The organism is Actinophytocola sp., from assembly GCF_036002505.1.
Lineage (GTDB): Bacteria > Actinomycetota > Actinomycetes > Mycobacteriales > Pseudonocardiaceae > DASYTH01.
Genome location: NZ_DASYTH010000205.1, coordinates 23,301 through 47,279, shown reverse-complemented (window position 1 = coordinate 47,279; position 23,979 = coordinate 23,301). Strand labels below are relative to the sequence as shown.

The 23,979-nt window shown below is 69.9% G+C and carries 18 protein-coding genes; 8 read left to right on the top strand and 10 right to left on the bottom strand.

All coding sequences use genetic code 11. The features are described from left to right. Positions 1–5: 5 nt before the first annotated feature. From VGR06_RS17670 to VGR06_RS17660, 3 genes are all read right to left on the bottom strand, one after another. Positions 6–212: a hypothetical protein gene (locus VGR06_RS17670; protein WP_327560178.1), complete on the bottom strand. Its 207-nt coding sequence runs from the start codon at positions 210–212 to the stop codon at positions 6–8. A gap of 213 nt (positions 213–425) precedes the next feature. Next, complete coding sequence (locus tag VGR06_RS17665; protein WP_327560177.1) at positions 426–632, bottom strand: DUF397 domain-containing protein; 207 nt, start codon at positions 630–632, stop codon at positions 426–428. Between the two features lie 19 nt (positions 633–651). Beyond that, on the bottom strand, positions 652–1,500 hold the full coding sequence (locus tag VGR06_RS17660; RefSeq protein WP_327560176.1) for a helix-turn-helix transcriptional regulator: 849 nt from the start codon (positions 1,498–1,500) through the stop codon (positions 652–654). Positions 1,501–1,798: 298 nt separating this feature from the next. Here VGR06_RS17660 and VGR06_RS17655 point away from each other — a divergent pair, with 298 nt between their 5' ends. Then, positions 1,799–2,137, top strand: a complete 339-nt coding sequence (locus VGR06_RS17655; RefSeq protein ID WP_327560175.1) for a hypothetical protein — start codon at positions 1,799–1,801, stop codon at positions 2,135–2,137. Positions 2,138–2,362: 225 nt separating this feature from the next. On the opposite strand, the gene VGR06_RS17650 is transcribed toward VGR06_RS17655, so the two are convergent. From VGR06_RS17650 to VGR06_RS17630, 5 genes are all read right to left on the bottom strand, one after another. Next, on the bottom strand, positions 2,363–3,925 hold the full coding sequence (locus VGR06_RS17650) for a bifunctional lysylphosphatidylglycerol flippase/synthetase MprF (RefSeq protein ID WP_327560174.1): 1,563 nt from the start codon (positions 3,923–3,925) through the stop codon (positions 2,363–2,365). 156 nt (positions 3,926–4,081) lie between these two features. Further along, positions 4,082–4,960 (bottom strand): acyl-CoA thioesterase II, encoded by an 879-nt coding sequence (tesB, locus tag VGR06_RS17645; protein ID WP_327560173.1) that lies wholly within the window; start codon positions 4,958–4,960, stop codon positions 4,082–4,084. Between the two features lie 10 nt (positions 4,961–4,970). Beyond that, positions 4,971–6,395, bottom strand: a complete 1,425-nt coding sequence (gene pyk / locus VGR06_RS17640) for a pyruvate kinase (RefSeq protein WP_327560172.1) — start codon at positions 6,393–6,395, stop codon at positions 4,971–4,973. Positions 6,396–6,483: 88 nt separating this feature from the next. After that, complete coding sequence (locus tag VGR06_RS17635; RefSeq protein WP_327560171.1) at positions 6,484–7,149, bottom strand: DUF2461 domain-containing protein; 666 nt, start codon at positions 7,147–7,149, stop codon at positions 6,484–6,486. Between the two features lie 162 nt (positions 7,150–7,311). Then, entirely contained in the window at positions 7,312–8,298 is a 987-nt protein-coding gene (locus VGR06_RS17630) for a peptidase (RefSeq protein ID WP_327560170.1), read from the bottom strand. Positions 8,299–8,420: 122 nt separating this feature from the next. Between VGR06_RS17630 and VGR06_RS17625 the strand changes: the two genes are divergently transcribed. The 3 genes from VGR06_RS17625 (at position 8,421) to VGR06_RS17615 (ending at position 11,452) form a co-directional block, all read left to right on the top strand. Beyond that, positions 8,421–9,860: an aromatic amino acid ammonia-lyase gene (locus tag VGR06_RS17625; RefSeq protein WP_327560189.1), complete on the top strand. Its 1,440-nt coding sequence runs from the start codon at positions 8,421–8,423 to the stop codon at positions 9,858–9,860. A 49-nt stretch (positions 9,861–9,909) separates the two neighbouring features. Continuing rightward, positions 9,910–10,605 (top strand): hypothetical protein, encoded by a 696-nt coding sequence (locus tag VGR06_RS17620; protein ID WP_327560169.1) that lies wholly within the window; start codon positions 9,910–9,912, stop codon positions 10,603–10,605. 241 nt (positions 10,606–10,846) lie between these two features. Next, complete coding sequence (locus VGR06_RS17615; RefSeq protein WP_327560168.1) at positions 10,847–11,452, top strand: hypothetical protein; 606 nt, start codon at positions 10,847–10,849, stop codon at positions 11,450–11,452. A gap of 54 nt (positions 11,453–11,506) precedes the next feature. Here VGR06_RS17615 and VGR06_RS17610 read toward each other — a convergent pair whose 3' ends face one another. Both VGR06_RS17610 and gltB read right to left on the bottom strand, forming a co-directional pair. Next, positions 11,507–13,027: a glutamate synthase subunit beta gene (locus VGR06_RS17610; RefSeq protein ID WP_327560167.1), complete on the bottom strand. Its 1,521-nt coding sequence runs from the start codon at positions 13,025–13,027 to the stop codon at positions 11,507–11,509. Between the two features lie 78 nt (positions 13,028–13,105). Further along, positions 13,106–17,701, bottom strand: a complete 4,596-nt coding sequence (gene gltB, locus VGR06_RS17605; RefSeq protein ID WP_327560166.1) for a glutamate synthase large subunit — start codon at positions 17,699–17,701, stop codon at positions 13,106–13,108. A 752-nt stretch (positions 17,702–18,453) separates the two neighbouring features. Between gltB and VGR06_RS17600 the strand changes: the two genes are divergently transcribed. The 4 genes from VGR06_RS17600 to VGR06_RS44255 all read left to right on the top strand — a co-directional run bounded on the left by VGR06_RS17600 (position 18,454) and on the right by VGR06_RS44255 (position 23,974). Beyond that, the gene (locus VGR06_RS17600; protein WP_327560165.1) at positions 18,454–19,872 is read left to right on the top strand and encodes a glycoside hydrolase family 16 protein; all 1,419 of its coding nucleotides are present in this window, start codon (positions 18,454–18,456) and stop codon (positions 19,870–19,872) included. A gap of 188 nt (positions 19,873–20,060) precedes the next feature. Then, entirely contained in the window at positions 20,061–21,461 is a 1,401-nt protein-coding gene (locus VGR06_RS17595; RefSeq protein ID WP_414637288.1) for a GH1 family beta-glucosidase, read from the top strand. After that, positions 21,458–22,480, top strand: coding sequence for a LacI family DNA-binding transcriptional regulator (locus VGR06_RS17590; RefSeq protein ID WP_327560163.1), 1,023 nt, complete (start codon positions 21,458–21,460; stop codon positions 22,478–22,480). Before VGR06_RS17595 ends, VGR06_RS17590 begins: the two co-directional genes overlap by 4 nt. A gap of 309 nt (positions 22,481–22,789) precedes the next feature. Next, on the top strand, positions 22,790–23,974 hold the full coding sequence (locus VGR06_RS44255; RefSeq protein WP_422652995.1) for an NB-ARC domain-containing protein: 1,185 nt from the start codon (positions 22,790–22,792) through the stop codon (positions 23,972–23,974). Positions 23,975–23,979 lie beyond the last annotated feature (5 nt).

Here is a 23,979-nt window from a genome sequence, read left to right as displayed (position 1 = left end):
ACACCTCAGGCCGCGTCGGCCGCGTCGCCGTCCTCATCATGATCTTCATGCGGCCCGTCGTGCGTTCGAAGCCGCCGCCACCAGGACGGGCGCGGCCCGCGGGAGTCCCGCAGCTGCCGCACCAGCGCGCTGTGCCGCGCCACCTCGTGCCGGCGCTCGACCTCGGCCTGGACGGCCTCCGGCGTCCACTCCATCTTGATCACCTCTCCCATCGGTTCACCGTGAAGGTTGGTGCTGAGGGAGGGGTGCGGACATCCGAAGGTTGCGCAGTGCTGGCGCACCGGCCGGCCCCTTACCCCTTACCCGGGCCGCCGGGTGCGGGTAAGGCGGACACGGAAGAGCCGCGGTGCCCGCGAGTCCGGCACCGCGGCTCCGCAAACCGCGCCTTGCGTCAACGTGGTTGCGGGCGCAACGAGATGCGCCCCTCAGCAGCTGCCGTGGGGCTCCTCCTTGACGAACCCGAGGAACCCCTGCCACCCGGTCTCCGTGAAGATCAGGTGGCCGGTCCCGGGGCTCTTCGAATCCCGCACCGCTGCGCCGCTTCCGCCTACGACCAGCTCAACACAGTCGTTGCCCGCGCCACTGCGGCTGCTCTTGCGCCACTGCGCGCCTTTCAGGTCAGAAACGGTCACGCCGAACTCCCTTCGTTCGCTAGCCCAGCCGATCGGCCGCTTCCCTGACCATCCGCAGCGTTTCGCTCGTGTTCAAGGCGGACGCTCGCAAATGGTCAAACATCAACGTATACCGGTACACGTCGGATGGGTCCTCCAAATAGGACCCGGTTGTCGTGTTCTCGACGTACACCACGTCCGGATCGGCCTGCTCGGGGAAGCCGAGAATGAGGAACGGCCCCTCCATGCCGGCGTGTGCCCCGGCGCCGAACGGAACCACCTGCAACGTGACGTGGGGCAGCTCGGCGGCCTCGATCAGCCGGTTCAGCTGGGCCCGCATGATCTCCGGGCCGCCGACGACCCGGTGCAGCACGGCCTCGTCGATGATCGCCCAGTACTCGGGCGGCTGCGGGTCGGCGAGCAGGTTCTGCCGGGCCAGCCGGGCCAGGACCCGGCGCTCGATCTCCTCGTCCGGCTGGTCGGGACGGATCGCCTTGTGCACCGCGCGGGTGTAGTCCTCGGTCTGGAGTAGACCGGGCACCAGCAGCGCCTGGTGTGCGTGCAGCGAGGAGGCATCCGACTCCAGGCCGACGAACGAGCCGGTGAACACCTCGTTGTAGGCGTGCCACCAGCCTTTCTTGCGCGCCTCCCGGGCGAGCTGGACCAGGGCCTCGCGCTGGTCGGCGTCGATCGGGTACAGCTCGAGCATGTCGCGCACGTCCCGCGGGGTCACTCCCACGTGGCCGGTCTCGATGCGACTGATCTTCGACGCCGAGCACTCGAGCTTGTCACCGACCTCGTCGATGGTCAGCCCGGCGGCCTCACGCAGCCGGCGGAGCTCGCTGGCGAGCCGCCGGCGTCGCACCGTCGGGCTGTTACCTCTCGCCATGACCAATCACCTCAATGCTCGACGTCGTTGACGGATGTTCGTATTGAGGAGGGCTCCGTGTCTACCCGGTGTGGGTGTCGTGCCGCCCTCCGCAGTCGGGTATCATCCGTTCGGGTGTTGCAACTTGCACATTGAGCCTTGCAAGGAGCAAGCTCCTTGGGTATTCAACGTCAAATTTAGGACTGCAAAGCGAGGTGCGGGTCGGTGGGTGTGTCGCAAAGGCACTCTATGCCGTCACGGCCTGTTCCGCGCTCCCACATCCGGGTGGGATCCGCAGCCAGTTCGCCGAGGGACGACGGTGACTAGCAGCTCAATCTTCAGCCATCTCCAGACCTCCTTACACGAGTACCTGGCCGGGGTCATCGAGCGAGCCCAGACCTCCGATGACACGACCGCCGCCACCCTCGCAAGGCTGGAGCTGCCCCGCATCGCCGCCGCGCTCCAGCAGGTCCTCGAGGAGCACGAGCCCGACCACCACGGCCGCTGCCCCACCTGCCGCACCCGCCGCTTCGGCCGCTCCTCCGCGCCCTGCCGCGCCTACCTCACCGCCCACCTCGGCCTGCTCCTGACCGAGGACGACCCGCACCCGCCCGACATCCTCGACATCGGCGCCGGCCTGCACCACCACCTCCGCTGAACGACGGGGTCGCGCGTCCTCCCCCCAGCGCGCGGCCCCGTGTCGGGCGACCAGTCTCCCCCGGATCTCCCCCGCGTCGCCCGACAAACCAGAGGGTCCGGGACCACGTCGCCCCGACACGGTCCCGGACCTTCTGAGTTTCCTGGCGCGGGTTGGTAGGCATGGATGCCCTGAAGGCCGCCTTCAGGGCGTTGAACGTCCCGAAGGCCGCCTTCAGGGCATTACCTACTCCGCATCTCCAGTGACCATGGTCGGCCCGGCGGCCAGGGTGGGCTCGGTCTCGGGGGCCCGGCGAGTGCCGCTGCCGGTGAACTCGAGGCCGAGCATGACCGCCGCGACCGTCGGAATCGACCACCACGAGGGGAAGGCGACGCTGCGTGGGCGGTAGTTGGGGCGGAACTTGGCGTTGAAGAGGTAGAGCGACTCGAGCTGGATCCACGGGTCGAGCAGGTGGAGGGCGCGGTAGCCGAGCCGCTCCAGGCCGCGGCGGCCGGAGCCGGCGTCCAGGAGGGTGCGGAACGCGGCGAAGTTGAGCGAGAGCACCGGGACGCTCCACTGCCGCGCCCGGTCGACCAGGTCGACGATCATCCGTTCGTTGAGCCCGTTGGGGCCGCCGCGGTCCCGCCGCATGGTGTCCAGCGAGAGCGCCTCGCCGCCGGCGCACAGGGCGTAGCGCTGGAAACCGACCACCCGCCCGGCCCGGTCCAGCGCGATCACCAGCACGCAGTCCGGGTGCGCGCCGGTCAGCAACCCGTCCAGGATCATGGAGAAGCCGCGCTCGCGGGAGCCGCGCAGCCAGCGGGCGGACACCTCGGCGAGCTCGGCCCGCAGCGCCGGCGCCAGGTCGCCCTCTCGCACGATCACCGTGCGCACCCCGGCGTTGTGCGTGCGCGCCACGGCCTGCCGGACGTTGCGCATGGCCCGGGTGTCCAGGCTGAACGAGTCGAGGTCCAGCAGCACCTCGTCGCCGATGCCGACCGAGCGCAGCCCGTGCGCATGCCAGAGTTCAGCCAGCTCGGCACGCACGCCGAGCACCGCGGGCCGCCACCCGTCCCGGGCGCAGCGGGCGGTGAACGCCTCGACCGCGGCGGCGTAGGAGTCCGGGTGCCCGACCGGGTCCCCGCCGGCCACGGCCACGCCGAACGCCACCTTGTAGCCCAGCGCGGCCCGGCCGTCCGGGCTGAACACGTAGGCCTTGTCGTGCCGCAACGCGAACGGCGCCAGCGTGCCCGAGGCAGGGTGTGCGGCCAGCCCGCGCACGACGCTGCGGGTCAGCTCGTCGGCCGGGGCCGGCGCGGGACCGGGCGCGACCAGCACGACCAGCACCACCACGGCGGCGATCAGCAGCAGCGACAGCAGATCCACGCGCAGGTGGGCGTCCCAGTGCAGGGCGGCGTCGTAGAGCCCGCCCCCGGCCAGCACGATCAGCCCGCCGGCGACCGCGGTGCGCACCCGGGACAGCGCCGGCACCGCCGGGAAGTCGGCCGGGCGCAACGCCAGCAGCACCCCGATGATCAGCAGCAGCACGGCCGGCACTCCCGGGCCGAAGGTGAGCGCGCCGCAGACCGCCGCGACCATCCCGGCCCAGTAGGCGGTCTTGCGCCGCCCGGCCAGCCCGCGGGCCAGCACGGCCAGCAGCACCGCCAGCAATGCGCCGTGCAGCCGGACCTCCGCGCTGTCCGGCACGGCCGGTCGAACCCATTGCGGAACGTGAACATGCAACGCCACCAGCGCGGCCGCCGCCGCGAACACCGCCGCTGCCAGGGCAAATGGCCAAACTCGTCGCACAGACCCCCCTCAAGTCAGTGTCTGATTTGCTCGCTCCGCTCGCGGGAGCGGGCCTTGACGCGGTGTCTTCCCTCCTGCGCTGCTCGGTCGCTCGTTCCTCGCTCCCTGCGCTGCTCGTCAGTCCAGACACCACCGGCCCGCTCGAGTATTCCGGCGTCAGGGAACCACGCGGAGCAGTCCCTCCTGCACCACGGTGGCGATCAGCTTGCCATCCTGCGAGAAGAACCGGCCGGTGGCCAGGCCCCGCGCGTTCGAGGCGCTCGGCGAGGCGCAGTCGTAGAGGAACCACTCGTCGGCGCGGAACGGGCGGTGGAACCACAGTGCGTGGTCCAGGCTGGCGCCGATCACGTTGTCGGTGCCCCAGTAGACGCCGTGCCGGGCCAGGATCGCGTCCAGCAGCGTCATGTCCGAGGCGTAGGTCAGCACGCAGACGTGCAGCAGGTCGTCGTCGGGCAGGGTGCCGTCGGCCCGCATCCAGACCTGGCTGCGCGCGTCGTCGCGGGGCCCCCGTTCGCGGGACAGCCACGGCGGCTCGGTCACGTACCGGATGTCGATCGGGCGCGGCACGGTGGCCACCCGGCCGAGCTTCTCGGCGAAGTCCCCGAGGCTCTGCAGCCGGGTGGGCAGCGTCTCCGGGTCCGGCACGTCCGGCATCGGCTCGGCGTGGTCCAGACCAGGCTCCTCGACCTGGAACGACGCGGACAGCGCGAAGATCGCCTTGCCGTGCTGGACCGCCACCGCCCGCCGGGTGGTGAACGAGCGGCCGTCACGGATCCGGTCCACTTCGTACACGATCGGCACGCTCGGGTCGCCGGGGCGGATGAAGTAGGCGTGCAACGAATGCACCCGGCGTTCCGGCGGCACCGTCCGGCCCACCGCGACCAGCGCCTGTCCGGCCACCTGACCGCCGAACACCCGCACGGTGGCGCTGCGCGGGCTCTCCCCTCGGTAGATGTTCTCCTCGATCTTCTCGAGGTCCAGGAGCTTCACCAACCGGTCGAGCACCGGCTGACCAGCGTGATCGACGGCCTCCACGAAGCTCCTCTCAGGCGTGGTCCTCCTCACCGAGGCGGTGCACCCGGATCAGGTTAGTGGAGCCGATCGTGCCCGGCGGGGAGCCCGCGACGATGACCACCAGGTCACCGTCCTGGTAGCGCCCGATGGTCAGCATGGACAGGTCGACCTGCCGGACCATCTGGTCGGTGGAGTCCACACTGGGCACGATGAACGTCTCGGTGCCCCAGGTCAGCGCCAGCTGGCTGCGCACGCTCTGCTCCGGGGTGAACGCCAGCAGCGGCAGGTGGGTGTGCAGCCGGGCCAGCCGCCGCACGGTGTCCCCGGACTGCGTGAACGCGACCAATGCCTTGGCGTTGAGCCGTTCCCCGATGTCCCGGGCCGCGTAGGAGATCACCCCGCGCTTGGTCCGCGGCACGTGCGAGAGCGGCGGCACCACGGTGGACTCCTGCTCGACCGCCGAGATGATCTTGCTCATGGTCCGCACGGCCTCGACCGGGTAGCGGCCCACGCTGGTCTCGCCGGAGAGCATGAGCGCGTCCGCGCCGTCCAGCACGGCGTTGGCCACGTCGGATGCCTCGGCCCGGGTCGGCCGGGAGTTGTTGATCATCGACTCGAGCATCTGGGTGGCGACCACGACCGGCTTGGCGTTCTCCCGGGCGATCTGGATGGCCCGCTTCTGCACCAGCGGCACCTGCTCGAGCGGGAGCTCGACACCGAGGTCGCCGCGGGCCACCATGACCCCGTCGAAGGCCAGCACGATGGCCTCGAGGTTGCTCACCGCCTCGGGCTTCTCCAGCTTCGCGATCACCGGGATGCGGCCGCGGCCGATCCGGTCCATCACCTGGTGCACGAGGTCGATGTCGGCCGGGGACCGGACGAACGACAGTGCGATGAAGTCGACGCCGAGCTGCAGCGCGAACTCCAGGTCCTCGACGTCCTTCTCGGACAGTGCCGGAATGGACACGTCCATGCCGGGCAGCGAGATCCCCTTGTTGTTGCTGACCGGCCCGCCCTCGGTCACCTCGGCGACCACGTCCTGGCTGTCGACCTCGCGGACCACGAGGCTCACCTTGCCGTCGTCGACCAGCAGCTTGTCGCCCGGCCGGGCGTCGTTGGCCAGGCCCTTGTAGGTGGTGGACACCCGGTCGTGCGTGCCGGCCACGTCCTCCACGGTGATCCGGACGACCTCGCCGGTCTTCCACTCCACCGGGCCCGCCGCGAACGTGCCCAGCCGGATCTTGGGGCCCTGCAGGTCGGCCAGGATGCCCACGGCGTGCCCGGTCTCGTCGGAGGCCGCCCGGACCAGGTCGTACACCTGCTTGTGGTCGCTCTTGCTACCGTGGCTGAAGTTCATCCTGGCGACGTCCATACCCGCCCGGACCAGCTCGTTCACCCGCTCCGCAGTGGACACGGCCGGACCCAAAGTACAGACGATCTTCGCTCGTCGGCTCACGTTTAGGCAGCCTAGCCCGGCCCGCTGGAACGATCCCGAAGTACCGCGCAGTAGCTTTGTCTCGATTCAGTCTTCGATTCAGAAACTTTCAGCGGTGCGGCTGCTCGCTGACCCCGACGTGGTCGGCCGCCCACTCGTTGAACGGGCGGATCTCCCGCCAGGCCTTGCGCACCCGGTCCAGGCAGGCCTTCTCGTGCAGCACGTCGTCCGGCTCCCACACCCTTCTGGTGTAGACCGACCGGTAGCGCAGCAGGTCGATCCGCGGGTGGTCGGCGGGATAGCCGCGCGGGCGGACCTTCATCTGGTCGCCCCTGACCTCCCAGCCCTTCCGGCGCAGGGTGGCGATGATCTTCTCCAGCGCCGGCCCGCGGATGTCGTCGGCCACCGCCACCCGGAACCGCTCGATCTGGTCGGAGTGCAGGTGGAAGCAGCCGCCACCGACCATCAGCCCCTCCGGGCTGACCTGCACGTAGTACGCACCGGCGCCGCGCCCGGCCTCGATCACCCCGCCGCACTCGGTCTTGTACGGGGTCTTGTCCTTGGCGAACCGGACGTCGCGGTACGGCCGGAACACCTTGGGCGTGCCGAAGTCCCCGCCGAACTCCTTGTCCAGCGCGGCGAGCAGCTCCTCCATCGGGGCGCGGACATCCTCCTGGTAGACCTTCTTGTTGTCCTCCCAGTACGCCTTGGAGTTGTCCGCGGCCAGCCCGTCGTAGAAGTCGATGGCATGCTCGCCGAATCCGCTGAACGTCACGGCGGGCAGCCTACTGTTCCGCCTCTCCGGAGTTTTTACCTCGGTTGCGTCCCCGGGGACCCTGCGGTTGGCAGGGTCATTGTGGCTGAGTACCGTCACGGTCCCCTGAGGTTCTGTTGGCAGGCACGAGGCTTTGTCAACCCGCGATGATCTGGACTGGCACTAGCTCACTGACGCGGTGTTGTACAGGTTCTGCGCGTCGGTCCCGAAGTACGGCCCGAACATGAAGCCGGGGTCGATCACGCCGAGGATCTGGTAGCGGAAGCTGTTCACCGAGTTCTGCACGCCGGTGCCGGTGCCCTCGTTGAAGTTGAGGAACCACGGGCCGCCGCTGGCGCCGCCGGTCATGTTGCAGGACATGCCGAGGTCGCTGCTCAGCAGGAAGTCGTTGATCACGGTTCCGCTGCAGTAGATCAGCTTGGTGCCGTCATAGGGCGCCGCGGCGGGGAAGCCGAACGCGTACATCCGCTGGCCGCGGGCCTGGTTGAAGGCCACGCCCTGGGCGCCGGTGACGTCGGTCAGCCGCTGGCCGTTGAGCGTGTTCACCACGGCCGCGCCGACGTCGAAGTTGATGTCCTCGCTGGCCAGCCACTGCGGCGTGGTCAGGGTCTGCCGGGCGGTCCAGGTGCCGAACGGCGCGTTGCCGTTGTTGTAACCGGGCACGAACACCCAGTCGGTGTGGAAGGCGCCCTCGAGCTTGACGCAGTGCCCGGCGGTCAGCACGACGCTCTTGTTGCCGCTGGTCACCGCGTCCCCGCTGCACGAGGCGCGGCGGCCCTGGAAGGTGAAGAACACCCGGCCGGAGGTCCTGGTGATCCCGCCGCCGCCGGTCCACGCGCCGCCGCCGTTGGGGAACGACTGGACGGACACGCCGCCCGCGGTGGGCTTGACGACCTGCGGGGCGCCCTTGGCCACCTTGGTGCTGAGCCGCTTCGTGTTGCTGACCACGAGCGTGTCCAGCGGGATGGCGCTGCGCATGGCGGCCGGCGTCCACTTGGCCGCGACCGCGGCGGCCTCGGCCGCGGTGTCGGCTGCCGGGTGCACCACGACGGACGGGGCCGCGATCGCCGGGGCCGGCAGGAGCAGGCCCGCGAGGGTGAGGCAGCTCGCCCCCAGCACCAGTCCGCTCCGCCACTTTCCGTATGTCATCGTGCCCACCTTTCACCCGGTCGACGTCTTATCAGCGCTAACGAGTGACCACGTATCGGGATACTCACCAGTAGAACCGCGGTTTGGTGTATCGATCAGGGATGACCACAGTGGACGGTCGGGTGTTGATGGTCGACGGGATATCCCTGCGCTGCGAGGATGTCCAGCTCATCGCCGATCGCCGCGACGTTCGCGTCGAGGTCGCCCCGGAGGCGCTGCGCCGGGCCGGGGACTCCTGGCGGCTGGTGCCCGAGCTGATCGCGCGGCGCCCGGTCTACGGTCACACCACCGGCGTCGGCGCCAACCGCGACCAGCCGCTGGACGCCGGGACCGCGCACGAGCAGGGCCGCCGACTGATGCGCAGCCACGCCGGTGGCACCGGCGAGGAGCTGGCCGCGCCGCTCGCCCGGGCCATGCTTCTGGTGCGGTTGAGCCAACTCGCCGCCGGCCGGGCCGGGGTGAACCCGCGCCTGCTGACCGCGCTCGCCGACGCCCTGACGCTCGGCGCGATCCCGCGGGTGCACCGCACCGGCTCGATCGGCACGGGCGACCTGACCGCGCTCGCCGAGACCGGGTTGGCGCTGGCCGGCGAGCACGCCTGGGCGTCCGGCTCGCTGCCGCCCGTCCCGTTCGACACCGGCGACGCGCTGGCGTTCCAGAGCAGCAACGCCGCCACCATCGCCGAGTCCGTCCTCGGCTGCCTGGAGATGGACCGCCTGCTGCGCGCCAGCCACGCCGTCGCCGCGCTCTCCTTCATCGCCCTCGACGGCAACCCCGAGGCCTACGCCACCCCGGTCCACGAGGCCCGGCCCCACCCCGGCCAGGTCCGCTGCGCCGCCGAGCTACGCCGGCTACTGGGCATGAGCGGCACCCCACTCCCCGGCAAACGCCTCCAGGACCCCTACGGCCTGCGCGCCTTCCCCCAGGTCCAAGGCCCCGCCCTGGACGCCTGCCAATACCTCCGCGACGTCCTCACCATCGAGATCAACGCCGCCACCGAGAACCCGATGATCTCCACCGAGACCCGGGACGCCTACCACCACGCCCACTTCCACACGGCCTATGTGGCCGTCGCCCTCGACCGCCTGCGCGCCACCGTCCACCACGTCGCCGAGCTCTCCGCCGCCCGCCTGGGCGACCTCGTCGAGCCAACGTTGACCGGCCTCCCCGCCTTCCTGGCCACCGGCCCCCGCGGCAGCTCCGGCATCATGATCCTCGAATACGTCGCCCACGACGCCCTGGCCCAACTCCGCCAAGCCGCGCTCCCGGTGACAATCGGCACCGCCGTCGTCTCCCGCGGCCTCGAAGACCACGCCAGCTTCGCCACCCAGGCCGCCCGCGCCATCCACCACGCCGCCACCGCCTACCGCCACGTCCTCGCCTGCGAACTCGTCGCCGCCACCCGCGCCCTCCGCATGCGCAACGCCAGCCTTCTCGACCTCCCGGTCCGGCTCGCCTTCGAGGCGGCCGCCGCCGTCCTCGACCCCGACCTCACCGACCGCCCGCTCTCCGCCGACATCACGCACGCCGCGGCCACCCTCAACGCACTGGCCGAGGTGTAGCGCAAATCCGCCAGCCAGAGCGCCGGTATCGGCGGTGGATGATAGGGACATGGACGGACGTGGTTATCTGGAGAAATTGATTGCCGACCGGCTCGGAGCGGGCAGGGGGCAGCCGTCACCCAGCCGGCAGAACAGCTTCAACCTGTTTGAGATCCGCGGGGTAGCGATCGGGCTGGTGGCTGCGGAGGCACTCCGGCAGGAGGACGCGGAGCAGATCCTGGCCGACATGGAGGCAACCCTGCGGGACGCCAGTTGGCCGCAGCTCGTGCGGCATCAGATGTCGGCGTCGACGACGTCCCGCACCGGCGCCGTGGCCAGCCGCGCAGGCAACGTGCGGCCCGGGTGGCGGCAGACAATCGAAAACCCGCCGACTCCGGCACTGCACGACGTCATTCCGCTGGTGGGCCGCATCATCACCATCGGTGAGATGACCGCCGATCTGGTGAGCCTGGAGCTGTGGTCGACATTCCTCGCCGTGAACCTCGCGCACGTTGATGTCGATTCGCGCCGAAGGCGGGAGCACTTCGGTTCGAGTGTCCGCTGGCACGGGTGGGACGATGTGGGAACACGGTACCGGGGCGGACCCGCAGGTGGTTCCGGCTCGCACGCCGTGTTCTTCGAGAAGCGGGTGTTCGAACCGGGGCCACCCGCAGATGCACGCATTCTCACCTTGATCATCGAGCATCCCGGCGGCCAGGTCACGGTGCCTATCCCGTTGGCTGGAGGCCGATCGGACTCGGCTTGACAACCTACCGCTGACCGACTACAAAGAGCATGTAGCCGCTTGTTGACTGGGGGTCCATGACCGGCAATTGCGACGTTTCTCCTGAAAACCATGCGGATGACGTCGCACATTAAGGGTGTGTTCCCCGCCATCGGTCGATAAGCATTTACGCCATGCGACACTGAGAACTGGGGTAATAATGCACGCTAAACCGCGACGCGGTATTAAGTATCTCCTGACCGGCGCACTGTGCTTGACCTTGGTGACAACCGGCGCGCAGAGTGCCTTCGCCACCCAGGCCGGGAGCAAGGCGACCGGGGTGCGAACCAAAGTGGTGAAGACCCAGTCGTTCCGCCTCGACGGCCACGAGTTTCTCAAGTTCAAGGCAGGAGGGCACGTCGACGACGACTTGGATTTCCCGCCGCCGACCTGCAACCCCTTCGCCGAATTCACGACTACCGCGTTCTACACGAATGGCATCCTGGACGGCACGACGACGGACTTCGACGGCGATATCGAGTGTCCTTCCGATGACCCGGACTATCCACACGAGACAATGGCAAATCTCCTCGCCTTTACGGAACTAGCCATCAATAGTAACGTCGTGGAACAAGGGCCGGTAAGCGAGTGCGTCCACCAGAACATTGACGATCAAGCCTGCACGCTTGTCTTCTCGGCCGACGGCCACCTGTGTGCGGGCCAGGCCAACTGCGCCGGCACCTATCAGGTGCTCCTGGACGCCGACATGATCCTCCCCCAGGGCTACCTGTGGACGTCCTGGCCGGAAGATGAATGCACACTCGTCACCTCAAGAGTGCTGAGCTGTGTATTCTTCACGGACGTGGTCGTCGTCGATCCCACCGATTAAACTCGCCGAATGAGGTTGCCCGCGGTTTTTGCGGGCAACCTCATATTGCTTGCTTTACACCACGGCGAGCGGGAGGGCGGTGGGGTGGACGGGGGTGGGGAGGTTGGAGGTGCCGGTGAGGTAGGCGTCGACGGCGTGGGCGGCGGAGCGGCCTTCGGCGATGGCCCAGACCACCAGGCTCGCGCCGCGGTGGGCGTCGCCGCAGACGAAGACGCCGGGGGTGGTGGTTTGCCAGTCGGTGCCGCAGGGGAGCGCGCCGCGGCCGTTGAGGGAGAGGCCGAGCCCGTCCAGCAGGGGCATGTGCTCCACCCCGTCGAAGCCGATGGCGAGGAGGACCAGGTCGGCCGGGAGGAGTTCGGTGTGGTCGCCCGCGGGGACCAGGGTGCGGGTGCCGGTGGTGGGGTCTTTGTGGACGGTGACCTCGCGGACCTCGATGGCGGCAACGTGGCCCTGGTCGTTGCCGATGAAGCGTTGGACGGCGACGGCGAATCGGCGTTGGCCGGCTTCTTCGTGGGCGGGATAGGTGCGGAGGATCCAGGGCCAGACGGGCCAGGGGGAGCGGTCGTCGTCGCGCAGGTCCGGCGGGCGGGGGTAGATGTCCAGTTGGGTCACGGAAAGTGCGCCCTGGCGGGTGGCGGTGCCGTAGCAGTCGGCGCCGGTGTCGCCGCCGCCGATGATGATGACGTGCTTGCCGTGGGCGGAGATGGGGGTGGGGTCGTCGCCTTCGGATTCGCGGTTGGCGGGGACGAGGTGGTCCATGGCGAGGTGGACACCGGCGAGGGAACGGCCGGAGAGGTCGGGGGCGTCGCGGCCGCGGAGCGCGCCGACGGCGAGGACGACGGCGTCGTAGGTGGAGCGGAGCGCTTCGACGGAGAGGTCACCGGGGGCGGAGCCGCCGACCTCGCAGCCGGTGACGAAGTGGGTGCCTTCGGCGCGGAGTTGGGCGAGACGGCGGTCGAGGACCTTCTTCTCCATTTTGAACTCGGGGATGCCGTAGCGGAGCAGGCCGCCGAGGCGGTCGTCGCGCTCGTACACGGTCACCTCGTGGCCGGCGCGGGTGAGCTGCTGGGCGGCCGCCAGGCCGGCCGGGCCGGAGCCGACGACGGCGACGCGCTTACCCGACGACACCGCGGCAGGGCGGGCGCCGACCAGGTCGCGGTTCCAGGACTCGTCGGCGATGGCCTGCTCGACCCGCTTGATCGCCACCGCTCCCCCGGCGTCGGCCGAGATGGCCAGCACGCACGCGGACTCGCACGGCGCGGGGCAGAGCCGGCCGGTGAACTCCGGGAAGTTGTTCGTCGCGTGCAGCCGGTCGCTGGCCGCGGTCCAGTCGCCGCGGCGCACCAGGTCGTTCCACTCCGGGATCAGGTTGCCCAGCGGGCAGCCGGCGGAGCCGGAGTGGCAGAATGGGATGCCGCAGTCCATGCACCGGGTGGCCTGCGCCCGGACCTGGGACTCGCGCTCGGCCGGGTCGAGGTCGACGTAGACCTCGTGCCAGTCCGCCAGGCGGTCCACTTTGGACCGCTTGGGCGCGTCCTGCCGGTTGTGCTTGAGGAAGCCGTTCGGGTCAGCCACGCAATTTCTCCAGGTTCGCTCCGGCTCGGCCACTGTTGTCTACGGCGCTCGTTCCTCGCGCCTGCGCTGCTCCTCGGTTCAGCCACCACCGCGGCCTCCGCCTCCGCTCACGGCCGCCTCCATGACCGCCTCGTCCACGTCGCGCCCCTCGGCCCGGGCGATCCGCGCCGCCTCGAGCACCCGCTGGTAGTCGCGCGGCATCACCTTGGTGAACGAGCGGGCCCGCCGGGTCCAGTCGCCGAGCAGCGACGCGGCCACCGCCGAGCCGGTCAGCCGGTGGTGCCGGTCGACGATGTCGCGCAGCCTGCGCAGATCATCGGCGTCCGGCCGCTGCAGGGCCACCATCGCCTTGTTCACCATCCGCTCGTCGAGATCCAGCACGTAGGCGATGCCACCGGACATGCCGGCCGCCAGGTTCCGCCCGGTCGGCCCGAGCACCACGGCCCGGCCGCCGGTCATGTACTCGAACGCGTGGTCGCCGACGCCCTCGGCCACCGCGACCGCACCGGAGTTCCGCACGCAGAACCGCTCACCGACCCGCCCGCGCACGAACAGCTCGCCACCGGTGGCGCCGTAGCCGATCACGTTGCCGGCGATCACCTGCTGCTCGGCGGCGAACGGCGCGTCCGGCGCCGGCCGGATCACGATCCGCCCGCCGGACAGGCCCTTGCCGACGTAGTCGTTGGCATCCCCAATCAGATCAAGGGAGATCCCGGCGGGCAGGAACGCGCCGAGGGACTGGCCGGCGGAACCGGTCAGGGTGATCTGGATGGTGTCCTCGGGCAGCCCCTGGCCGCCGTAGCGCCGGGTCACCTCGGACCCGAGCAGGGTGCCGACGGTGCGGTTCACGTTGCGGACAGGCAGCTCCAGCCGCACCGGGTGGGCGTCCTCCAGCGCCGCCTCGGCGAGCTGGATCAGCGTCCGGTCCAGCGCGTGGTCCAGACCATGGTCCTGGGCCCGCACCCGGCGCCGGGCGGTGCCGTAGGGGCTTTCCGGCACCGTGAACACCGGGGTGAGGTCCATGCCCCGCGTCTTCCAGTGCGCGACCGCCTCGTCCACGTTCAGCAGCTCGGCGTGCCCGATCGCCTCATCCAGGGTGCGGAAACCGAGTTGCGCCAACAACTCGCGCACCTCCTGGGCGACGAACCGGAAGAAGTTGACCACATGCTCGGCCTGCCCGGTGTACCGCTCGCGCAGCACCGGGTTCTGCGTGGCCACCCCGACCGGGCAGGTGTCCAGGTGGCACACCCGCATCATCACGCAGCCGACGACGATCATCGGCGCGGTGGCGAAGCCGTACTCCTCGGCGCCGAGCAGCGCGGCGACGATCACGTCCCGCCCGGTCTTCATGCCGCCGTCCACCTGGACCGTGATCCGGTCCCGCAAACCGTTGAGCATCAACGTCTGCTGGGTCTCGGCCAGCCCGACCTCCCACGGTGTGCCGGCGTGCTTCAACGAGTTCAGCGGCGAGGCGCCGGTCCCCCCGTCGTGGCCGGAGATCAGCACGACGTCCGCGTGCGCCTTCGACACCCCGGCGGCCACCGTGCCGACCCCCACCTCGGACACCAGCTTCACGTGCACCCGCGCGTGCTCGTTGGCGTTCTTGAGGTCGTGGATGAGCTGGGCCAGGTCCTCGATGGAGTAGATGTCGTGGTGCGGCGGCGGCGAGATCAGCCCGACCCCGGCCGTGCTGTGCCGGGTGCGGGCGATCCACGGGTACACCTTGTTCGGCGGCAGCTGCCCGCCCTCACCGGGCTTGGCGCCCTGCGCCATCTTGATCTGCAGATCGGTGGCGTTCACCAGGTACTCGCTGGTGACCCCGAACCGTCCACTCGCGACCTGCTTGATGGCCGACCGGCGCTTCGCGTCGTAGAGCCGGTCCGGGTCCTCGCCGCCCTCCCCGGTGTTGGACCGCCCACCGATCATGTTCATGGCGATGGCGAAGGTCTCGTGCGCCTCGGCACTGATCGAGCCGTACGACATCGCGCCGGTGTTGAACCGCTTGAGGATCTGCTCGACCGGCTCCACCTCGTCGATCGGCAGCGGGGTGCGCCCTTCCGTGCGGAGCCGGAACATTCCGCGCAGTGCACCGCCTTCGCGGTTGAGCCGCTCGACTTCCTCGGTGTAGTGCCGGTACACCTCGTCCTTCCGGGTCTTCGTCGCGTGCTGCAACAGGAACACGGTCTCCGGGGTGAACAGGTGCAGCTCGCCCTCGCGGCGGTAGGCGTACTCGCCGCCCACCTCCAGCCCGCGGTGCTCGCGGTCGGCCGGGTTCTCCGGATGCGCCCGCCGGTGCCGCGCGGCCACCTCCTCGGCGATCACGTCCAGCCCGACCCCGCCGAGCTTGGACGTGGTGCCGGTGAAGTACTCGCCGAGCACGTCGTGCGCGAGCCCGAGCGCCTCGAACACCTGGGCCGCGGTGTAGGCGCCCACGGTGGAGATGCCCATCTTGGACATGATCTTGAGGACGCCCTTGACCAGCGCGGTCACGTAGTTGCGGACCGCGGTGTGCGGCTCCAGCCCGGTGATCGCGCCGTGCGCCACGAGGTCCTCGATGGTCTCGAAGGCCAGGTACGGGTTCACCGCCGCGGCGCCGTAGCCCAGCAGCAGCGCGATGTGGTGCACCTCGCGCGCGTCGCCGGTCTCCACCACCAGCGCCACCCGCAGCCGTTCCTTGGTGCGCACCAGGTGGTGGTGCACCGCGGAGACCAGCAGCAGCGACGGGATCGGCGCCAACCGGTGGTCGGAGTCCCGGTCGGAGAGCACCAGCGTGCGTGCGCCGGCCGCGATCGCCTCGGAGGCCTCGCGGCGCACCCGCTCGATCGCCGCGCGCAGCGCCGGCCCGCCACCGTCCACTTCGTACAGTCCGGGAATCACCGTGCAGGCGTAGCCGGGCAGGTCGCCGTCGTCGTTGACGTGGATGAGCTTGGCCAGCTCGTCGTTGTCGATCACCGGGTAGGGCAGCATGATGTGCCGGCAGGACGCCGGCCCCGGGTCGAGCAGGTTCTGCTCCGGACCCATGATCCGCCGCACCGAGGTGACGATCTCCTCGCGGATCGCGTCCAGCGGCGGGTTGGTCACCTGCGCGAAGTTCTGCTTGAAGTAGTCGTAGAGCAGCCGGGACCGCTGGGAGAGCGCGGCCGGCGGAGTGTCCGTGCCCATCGACCCGATCGGCTCCGCGCCGGTCACCGCCATCGGGCTGAGCAGGATCTTCAGCTCCTCCTCGGTGTAGCCGAAGGTGAGCTGGCGGCGCAGCACCGACTCGTGCGTCTGCACCACGTGGTCGCGGTCCGGCAGGTCGGCGAGCTTGAGCAGGCCGGCGTGCACCCAGTCCTCGTAGGGCAGGTCGGCGGCCAGCGCGGACTTGATCTCGTCGTCATCCACGATCGTGCCGGCCCCGGTGTCCACCAGGAACATCCGGCCGGGCTGCAGCCGGCCCTTGGCGACCACCTGGTCCGGCGGCACGTCCAGCACACCGGTCTCGCTGGCCAGCACCACCCGGTCGTCGGCGGTGCGCCACCAGCGCGCCGGGCGCAGGCCGTTGCGGTCCAGCACGGCGCCGACCACCGTGCCGTCGCTGAACGTCACGCTCGCCGGCCCGTCCCACGGTTCCATCAGGCTGGCGTGGAACTGGTAGAAGGCGCGGCGCCGGGGGTCCATTGTGGAATGGTTCTCCCAGGCCTCCGGGATCATCATCAGCACCGCGTGCGGGAGGCTCCGGCCGCCCAGGTGGAGCAGCTCCAGCACCTCGTCGAAGGAGGCCGAGTCGGAGCCGTCCGGGTCGCAGATCGGGTAGAGCCGGGTGAGGTCGCCGGGGATCAGCTCGGAGGCCAGCAGCGCCTCGCGGGCGCGCATCCGGTTGCGGTTGCCGCGGATCGTGTTGATCTCGCCGTTGTGCGCGACGTAGCGGAACGGGTGGGCCAGCGGCCAGGACGGGAACGTGTTGGTGGAGAACCGGCTGTGCACCAGGGCGATGGCGCTGGTCAGGCGCGGGTCGGTGAGGTCGGGGAAGAACCGGGGCAGCTGCGCGGTGGTGAGCATTCCCTTGTACACCAAGGTGCGCGCGGACAGCGACGGGAAGTAGACACCGCAGCCGGCGGTCACGCTCTCGTGCTCGACCCGCTTGCGCAGGCAGAAGACCATCCGGTCGAGGTCGACGCCGGCCGGGCACCGTCCGTCCGGATCGGACTGCGCGGCCACGAACGGCATGGCGAAGTGCGGCATCACCGAGCGGGCGGTGGGCCCGACCTCGGCGGCGTTCGGCGCCACCGGGACCTCGCGCCAGCCGAGCAGGACCAGACCCTCCTCCTTGGCGATCCGCTCCACCAGGTCGACCGCGGCGGCCCGCGCCCCGTGGTCGGTGGGCAGCATGGCGATGCCGGTGGCGTAGGTGTGCGCCCCCGTGCCGGAGTCCGGTTCGGGCAGTGGAAAGTCCACCTCGGCCCGGAGCAGCTCGTCGGGCAGCTGGAGCAGGATGCCCGCGCCGTCGCCGCTGGTCGGCTCCGCGCCGGCGGCGCCGCGGTGCTCGAGGTTGGCCAGCGCGGTGAGGCCGTCGGCGACGATGCCGTGCGACCTTCTGCCCCGGATGTCCGCCACCATCGCCACGCCGCAGGCGTCACGCTCGGCGGCAGGGTCGTACAAGCCCTGTTGGGTGGGGATGGCGGAGTAAATCACGCCATCACCTCGCAAGCTCGGTGATGGCTGCCCCTTCGCCTCGCAAGCTCGGCGACTGGGGCAGTGCTCAAAGGTTCGCTCGCAAGCTCGCTCACGCGTCGACCTCCCTCGTCGTCCTCGCGCTCAGCTCGGGTTTCCCGGGTTCTGGGCGCGGGACTCCGATGGCCCGCGTGTTGACGTGAGCTTAACAGTCCCGAAACCTGAGGGCACCCGTCAAGTGAATGAATCTTGCGATTGGGCGTAACGCCGAACATGATCCACGCGATTAGGCGCCCTACATCCGTGTACGGGCTTGACACGTCACTCTCAGGATAACTTGAGGTCGCCGTTACGGCAGTGCGGCGCGGATCACGAACAGGTCGCGGCCGCCCCGCAACTCGGGCGCAACACCTGCCACATCCCGGTTACCGGGCTGTGAGGGTTCTGCGCAACGCCGGTTGGGAGTGGTGGGCCGCCGGGCGGTGTTCGTACCGACTAGCGAAGGTAGGCCGGAGGCCTGCCCGAGCGGTCGGTCCTAGCAACCAGGCCTGCCAGCTCAGCCACAGATCCGAACACCGCACGGCACGCTGGCCCGCCGCGAGCAACCGGCCAACCGACCACGGTGCCAGCGCCACCACAGTCCTTCGTTGTGCAGAACCCTCTTTTGGTCAGACATTGACAACGTGTCGTGAGAGCGCTTTCATGGCCCTACTCCGTTTGTTGCCAGGCCCAACAAACGGATCCTCACCCCTGGGTCGACAAGGAGGTCACCCATGCCCGGCCCATCCCTGCACCCCTTCGCCCGGGCTCGGCGCTGGCGGCTCGCGCTCGGCGCCGCGACCACCGCCGTGCTGGTCACCGTCCCGATCACGCTCGCGGCCAACGCCGCCGTGCCCCCACCCGACGCGGGCTGGACGCTCGCCTGGAGCGACGACTTCACCGGCGCGGCCGGATCCCTGCCGTCCGGCGCCAACTGGATCTTCGACACCGGCCACAACTATCCCGGCGGTCCCGGCAACTGGGGCACCGGCGAGATCCAGAGCTACACCACCAGCAACCAGAACATCGCCCTCGACGGCGGCGGCAACCTGCGGATCACGCCGCTGCGGGACGGGGCCGGCAACTGGACCTCGGCGCGCATCGAGACCCAGCGGTCGAACTTCAAGCCGGCGGCCGGCGGGGTGCTGCGCATCGAGGGCCGCATCCAGATGCCCAACATCACCGGCAACGCGGCCCTCGGCTACTGGCCGGCGTTCTGGGCCCTCGGCTCTCCGTACCGCGGCAACTTCCAGAACTGGCCGGGCATCGGCGAGTTCGACTTCATGGAGAACGTCAACGGGATCAACGCGGTGTGGGGCACCCTCCACTGTGGAGTGGCGCCCGGCGGACCGTGCAACGAGTTCAACGGCCTCGGCACCAACCGGCCGTGCCCCGGATCGTCCTGCCAGTCGGCCTTCCACGCCTACCGCTTCGAGTGGGACGCGAGCGTCTCGCCGCAGCAACTCCGCTGGTACGTCGACGGAACACAGTACTTCAGCGTGAGCCAGGGCCAGCTCCCCGCCGACACGTGGAACAGCATGACCTCGCACGCGGGCTACTTCATCCTGCTCAACGTGGCCATCGGCGGCTCCTTCCCCAACGGCGTCGCGGGCACCGGAACCCCCACCGGCGCAACGGTTCCCGGGGTGCCGATGATCGTCGACTACGTGGCGGTGTGGACCCGCGGCGGTGGCGGCGGTCCCACGACGACCACGACCACCGGTGGCGGTGGCGGGGGTGGCGGTGACGCGTACTCCACCCTGCAGGCCGAGAACTTCCAGCAGCAGTCCGGAATCCAGGTCGAGACGACCACGGACACCGGCGGCGGGCAGAACATCGGCTGGGCCGCCAACGGAGACTGGGCCCGCTACAACGGGATCAACTTCGGCGGCACGCCGGCCCGGCAGTTCAGCGCCCGGGTGGCGTCCGGTGCCGCCGGCGGGGTCAGCGGGCTGGTCGAGGTGCGGCTGGACAGCCTCGGCAGCGCGCCGATCGGCAGCTTCGCCATCGCCAACACCGGCGGCTGGCAGAGCTGGCGCACGGTCCCGGCCAACATCAGCGGGGTCACCGGCACGCACGACGTGTTCCTCACGTTCACCAGCGGGCAGCCCGCGGACTTCGTGAACGTCAACTGGTTCACCTTCGGTCGCTGAGGGATGCCCTGAAGGCGGCTTTCAGGACGTTCAGTGTCCCGAAGGCGTCCTTCAGGGCATTCCCACCCCATGAGAGCGCTCTCACAGGCAGAGCTGCTGGACGCTGATCCTGCTCGACACGCAGAATCCGACGGTGCAGGTGGCGATCGCGAACACGGCCTGCAGGGCGCGGCGAAGGGGTGATGGGCTTGAGCACGCAGGAGTACTCCGTCAACGGGTCACGGTTGTCGTTTCCGGCCGGGTTCGTCTGGGGCGCGGCGACGGCGGCGTACCAGATCGAGGGCGGGGCCACCGCGGACGGGCGCGGACCGTCCATCTGGGACACTTTCTCGCACACGCCGGGCAAGGTCGTCGGCGGCGACACCGGCGACGTGGCGGTGGACCACTACCGGCAGTTCCGCACCGACATCGCGCTGATGGCCGAGCTGGGCCTGTCCGCGTACCGGTTCTCCGTGTCCTGGCCGCGGATCCAGCCGGGCGGGCGCGGTCCGGTCAACGCGGCCGGGCTGGACTACTACGAGCGGCTGGTCGACGAGCTGCTCAGGCACGGGATCATGCCGGTGCTCACGCTCTACCACTGGGATCTGCCGCAGGAGCTGGAAGACGCCGGCGGCTGGGGTGAGCGGGACACCGCGGCCCGGTTCGCCGAGTTCGCCTCGGTCGTCGGCACCCGGCTGGGCGACCGGGTTCCGCTGTGGACGACGCTGAACGAGCCGTGGTGCTCGGCGTTCCTCGGCTACGGTTCCGGTGAGCACGCGCCCGGCCACACCGACCCGGCGCTGTCCCTGCGCGCGGCGCACCACCTGCTGCTGGCACACGGGCTCGGCGTGGCCGCGCTGCGGTCGGTGCTGCCGGCCGGCGCCGAGGTGTCGATCACGCTGAACCTGCACGCGATCATGCCGGCGTCCCCGTCGCCGAGCGCCGCCGAAGCGGCCCGGCGCCTCGACGGGGTGGCCAACCGGATCTTCCTGGACCCGCTGCTGCGCGGCGGGTACCCGTTCGATGTGGTGCGGGACACCGGGTCGCTGACCGACTGGAGCTTCGTGCGGGCCGGGGACGAGGCGGTCATCGGCGAGCCGATCGACCTGCTGGGCGTCAACTACTACGCGCCCACGCTGGTCGACCTGGGCGAGCCGCGGTCCGGACCGACCGCCTGGCCGGGCTGCGACGACGTGGTGTTCGTCCGGCAGCCCGGCCCGGCCACCGCGATGGGCTGGACCATCGACGCGCGGGGTCTGCGCACGCTGCTGCTCCGGCTGCACGAGGACTACCCCGGGCTGCCCCTCATGATCACCGAGAACGGCGCGGCGTTCGACGACCGGGTGCAGGCCGACGGCGCGGTGCGGGACCCGGAGCGGATCGCCTACCTGCGTGATCACCTGGCCGTGGTACACGAGTCGATCGAGGCCGGCATCGACCTTCGGGGATACTTCGTGTGGTCGCTGCTGGACAACTTCGAGTGGGCCTTCGGGTACACGAAGCGCTTCGGCATCGTCCACGTGGACTACGCGACCCAGCGCCGCGTGTTGAAGGACAGCGCGCACTGGTATCGCGCGGTGATTCGAGCGAACGGCATCGACTGGGCATGACAGCGGGATCGGGGACACGGCGGCAGCCGACGCTGGACACGGTGGCGGCCGAGGCCGGCGTGTCCCGGGCCACCGTGTCCCGGGTGATCAACGGCTCGCCCCGGGTGTCGCCGGAGGCCCGGGAGCTGGTGGAGGGGGCGGTCGAGCGGCTTGGCTACGTGCCGAACCGGGCGGCCCGGAGCCTGGTCATGCGCCGCACCGACTCGATCGCCCTGGTGCTCCGCGAACCCAGCGAGCTGGTGCTGGCCGACCCGTACCTGGCCGCGATCATCGTGGCCACCAGCCGGGCCCTGATCGGCACCGGCGTGCAGCTGGTGCTGGTCAACGCGCAGAACGACCGCGAGCACGCGCGGCTGGCCGATTACGTGCGCAGCGGGCACGTCGACGGGGTGCTGCTGGCCTCCATGCACGCCGGCGACCCGCTGCCGGAGATCCTGATCACGGCCGGGGTGCCGACCGTGGTCGGCGGCCGCCCGGACCGCCCCGTCCCCGGTCTGACCTATGTGGACAGTGACAACGTGGGCGGCGGCCAGCTCGCCACCGAGCGGCTGGTCGCGGCCGGGCGGCGGCGGGTCGCCACGATCGCCGGTCCGCTGGACATGACCGCGGCGGCCGACCGCCTCACCGGCTACCACCGCGCGCTGGCCCAGGCCGGGCAGGCCCCCGGCCCGGCGGCGTACGGCCGGTTCACCCGGGAGTCCGGCGAGCAGGCCATGCACCAGCTGCTCGAGCGCGACCCGAACCTGGACGCGCTGTTCGCCGCCAACGACATGATGGCCAGCGGCGCGCTGCGGGCCCTGCGCGCCGCGGGTCGTCGCATCCCGGACGACGTCTCGGTGGTCGGCTACGACGACATCGAGTTGGCCCGGCACACCGAACCGGCCCTGACCACCATCCGCCAGCCCATCGTCGACCAGGCCCGCACCATGACCGAGCTCCTGCTCACCCAGATCGGCGGCCAACCGGTCGGCAACCCGGTGATCCTCCCCACCGAGCTGGTGGAGCGTGACTCCGCGTAAACCCCGGTGCCCACCCAACCGATGTCAGCGAGCCGTCACCTGCCATTGACATCCACTACGCCGGCGGCCCGGTACAAAGTCGTTGCTGTCGAACACGACGATCCCATCTGGGGCGCGGCGCGCTCGCTAAACCCACCGTTCTTACAGATCGCCGCACAAATTTGCTGCTCATCATGCCGAACTCTACGGTGACCTATGAATGCCAAAGCACGTCGATTACCTCGGTGACCACGGTCGTGATGGGCGCTTGGGCCACGTCGGTTGGTCTGGTGTTGTGCTGCAGCAGCGCTTATCGACACACTTGCCCATGTGCCCGACGATCTGGATGTCAGGAACGAGACCGGCGGTGCAGTGACAGGTGCGGTGGTGCAGGCTGGCTCGATCCAGCAGGTAACGCTGACCAGCGCCGCATTGCCTGTGCAGCCGCAGGTGCCCCGGCAGTTGCCGCCACGCATCCGAGACTTCGTCGGCCGTGTCGAGGACATGGCTGCTCTCGACGCACTGCTGCCCGCAGCGCATCACGGGGCCGTCGCGGGTGCCGTCGGGATCGCTGCGGTGGACGGCCTTCCAGGGGTGGGCAAGACCGCGCTGGCGGTGTCGTGGGCGCACCAAGTGCAGGGCGAGTTTCCGGATGGCACCCTGTATGTCAATCTGCAAGGCTATGGTCCCGGCGAGCCCGTCGCGCCCGGCGAGGTCCTGCACAGGTTTCTTCGGGCGCTGGATATCGTGCCAGAGCGCATCCCGATTGAGGTGGAAGCTCGGGTCGGTTTATACCGGTCAATGCTCGCAGATCGTCGGATGTTGATAGTGCTGGACAATGCAAGCACTGCGGAACAGGTGCGACCGCTGCTGCCAGCAAACCAGGGCTGCCTGGTATTGGTGACCAGCCGGGATAGTCTCTCCGGGCTGGTGATTAGCGAAAGCGCAACTCGCGTAAGTCTCGCTCCCTTGGCGCCGCAGGAGGCCGTTGAGCTGGTTGGTGGAATTGTCGGGTCGCGGCGCCTAGAAGCTGAATTTGATTCGGTATGCGAATTGGTCCAGATGTGCGATCGGCTGCCATTGGCGGTGCGGATTGCCAGTAGTCGCATTGCCGCTCGCCCTCATCTGCGTATTGCCGACGCCTTGGCCGAGATGGGCCATGGCTGCGGGCGGTTGGACGCACTGAGCACGTCGATGGACGAGGCGACGTCGGTGCGGACGGTGTTCGGTTGGTCCTATCAGAAGCTCACGACCCAGCAAGCCAGGTTGCTCTGGAGTGCGACCCGCATGATGGAGAGTACGGCTCACGGGATCCCTCGACGACCGATCGGCGAGTCGCACCGTCCGTCGAGCGAGTCATATCGGCGGCGAGCAAATCGCACTGTCCGGGACAAGGCGTGGGGATGCCCGGGTGGTAGCGTCCGGGCGCCGGTTACGGATAGTGGCCGGTGGCGTGAACGGGTGGTAGCGAAGTCCGGTGCAAGTCCGGCGCTGTCCCGCAACTGTGATGGGTAACCTCA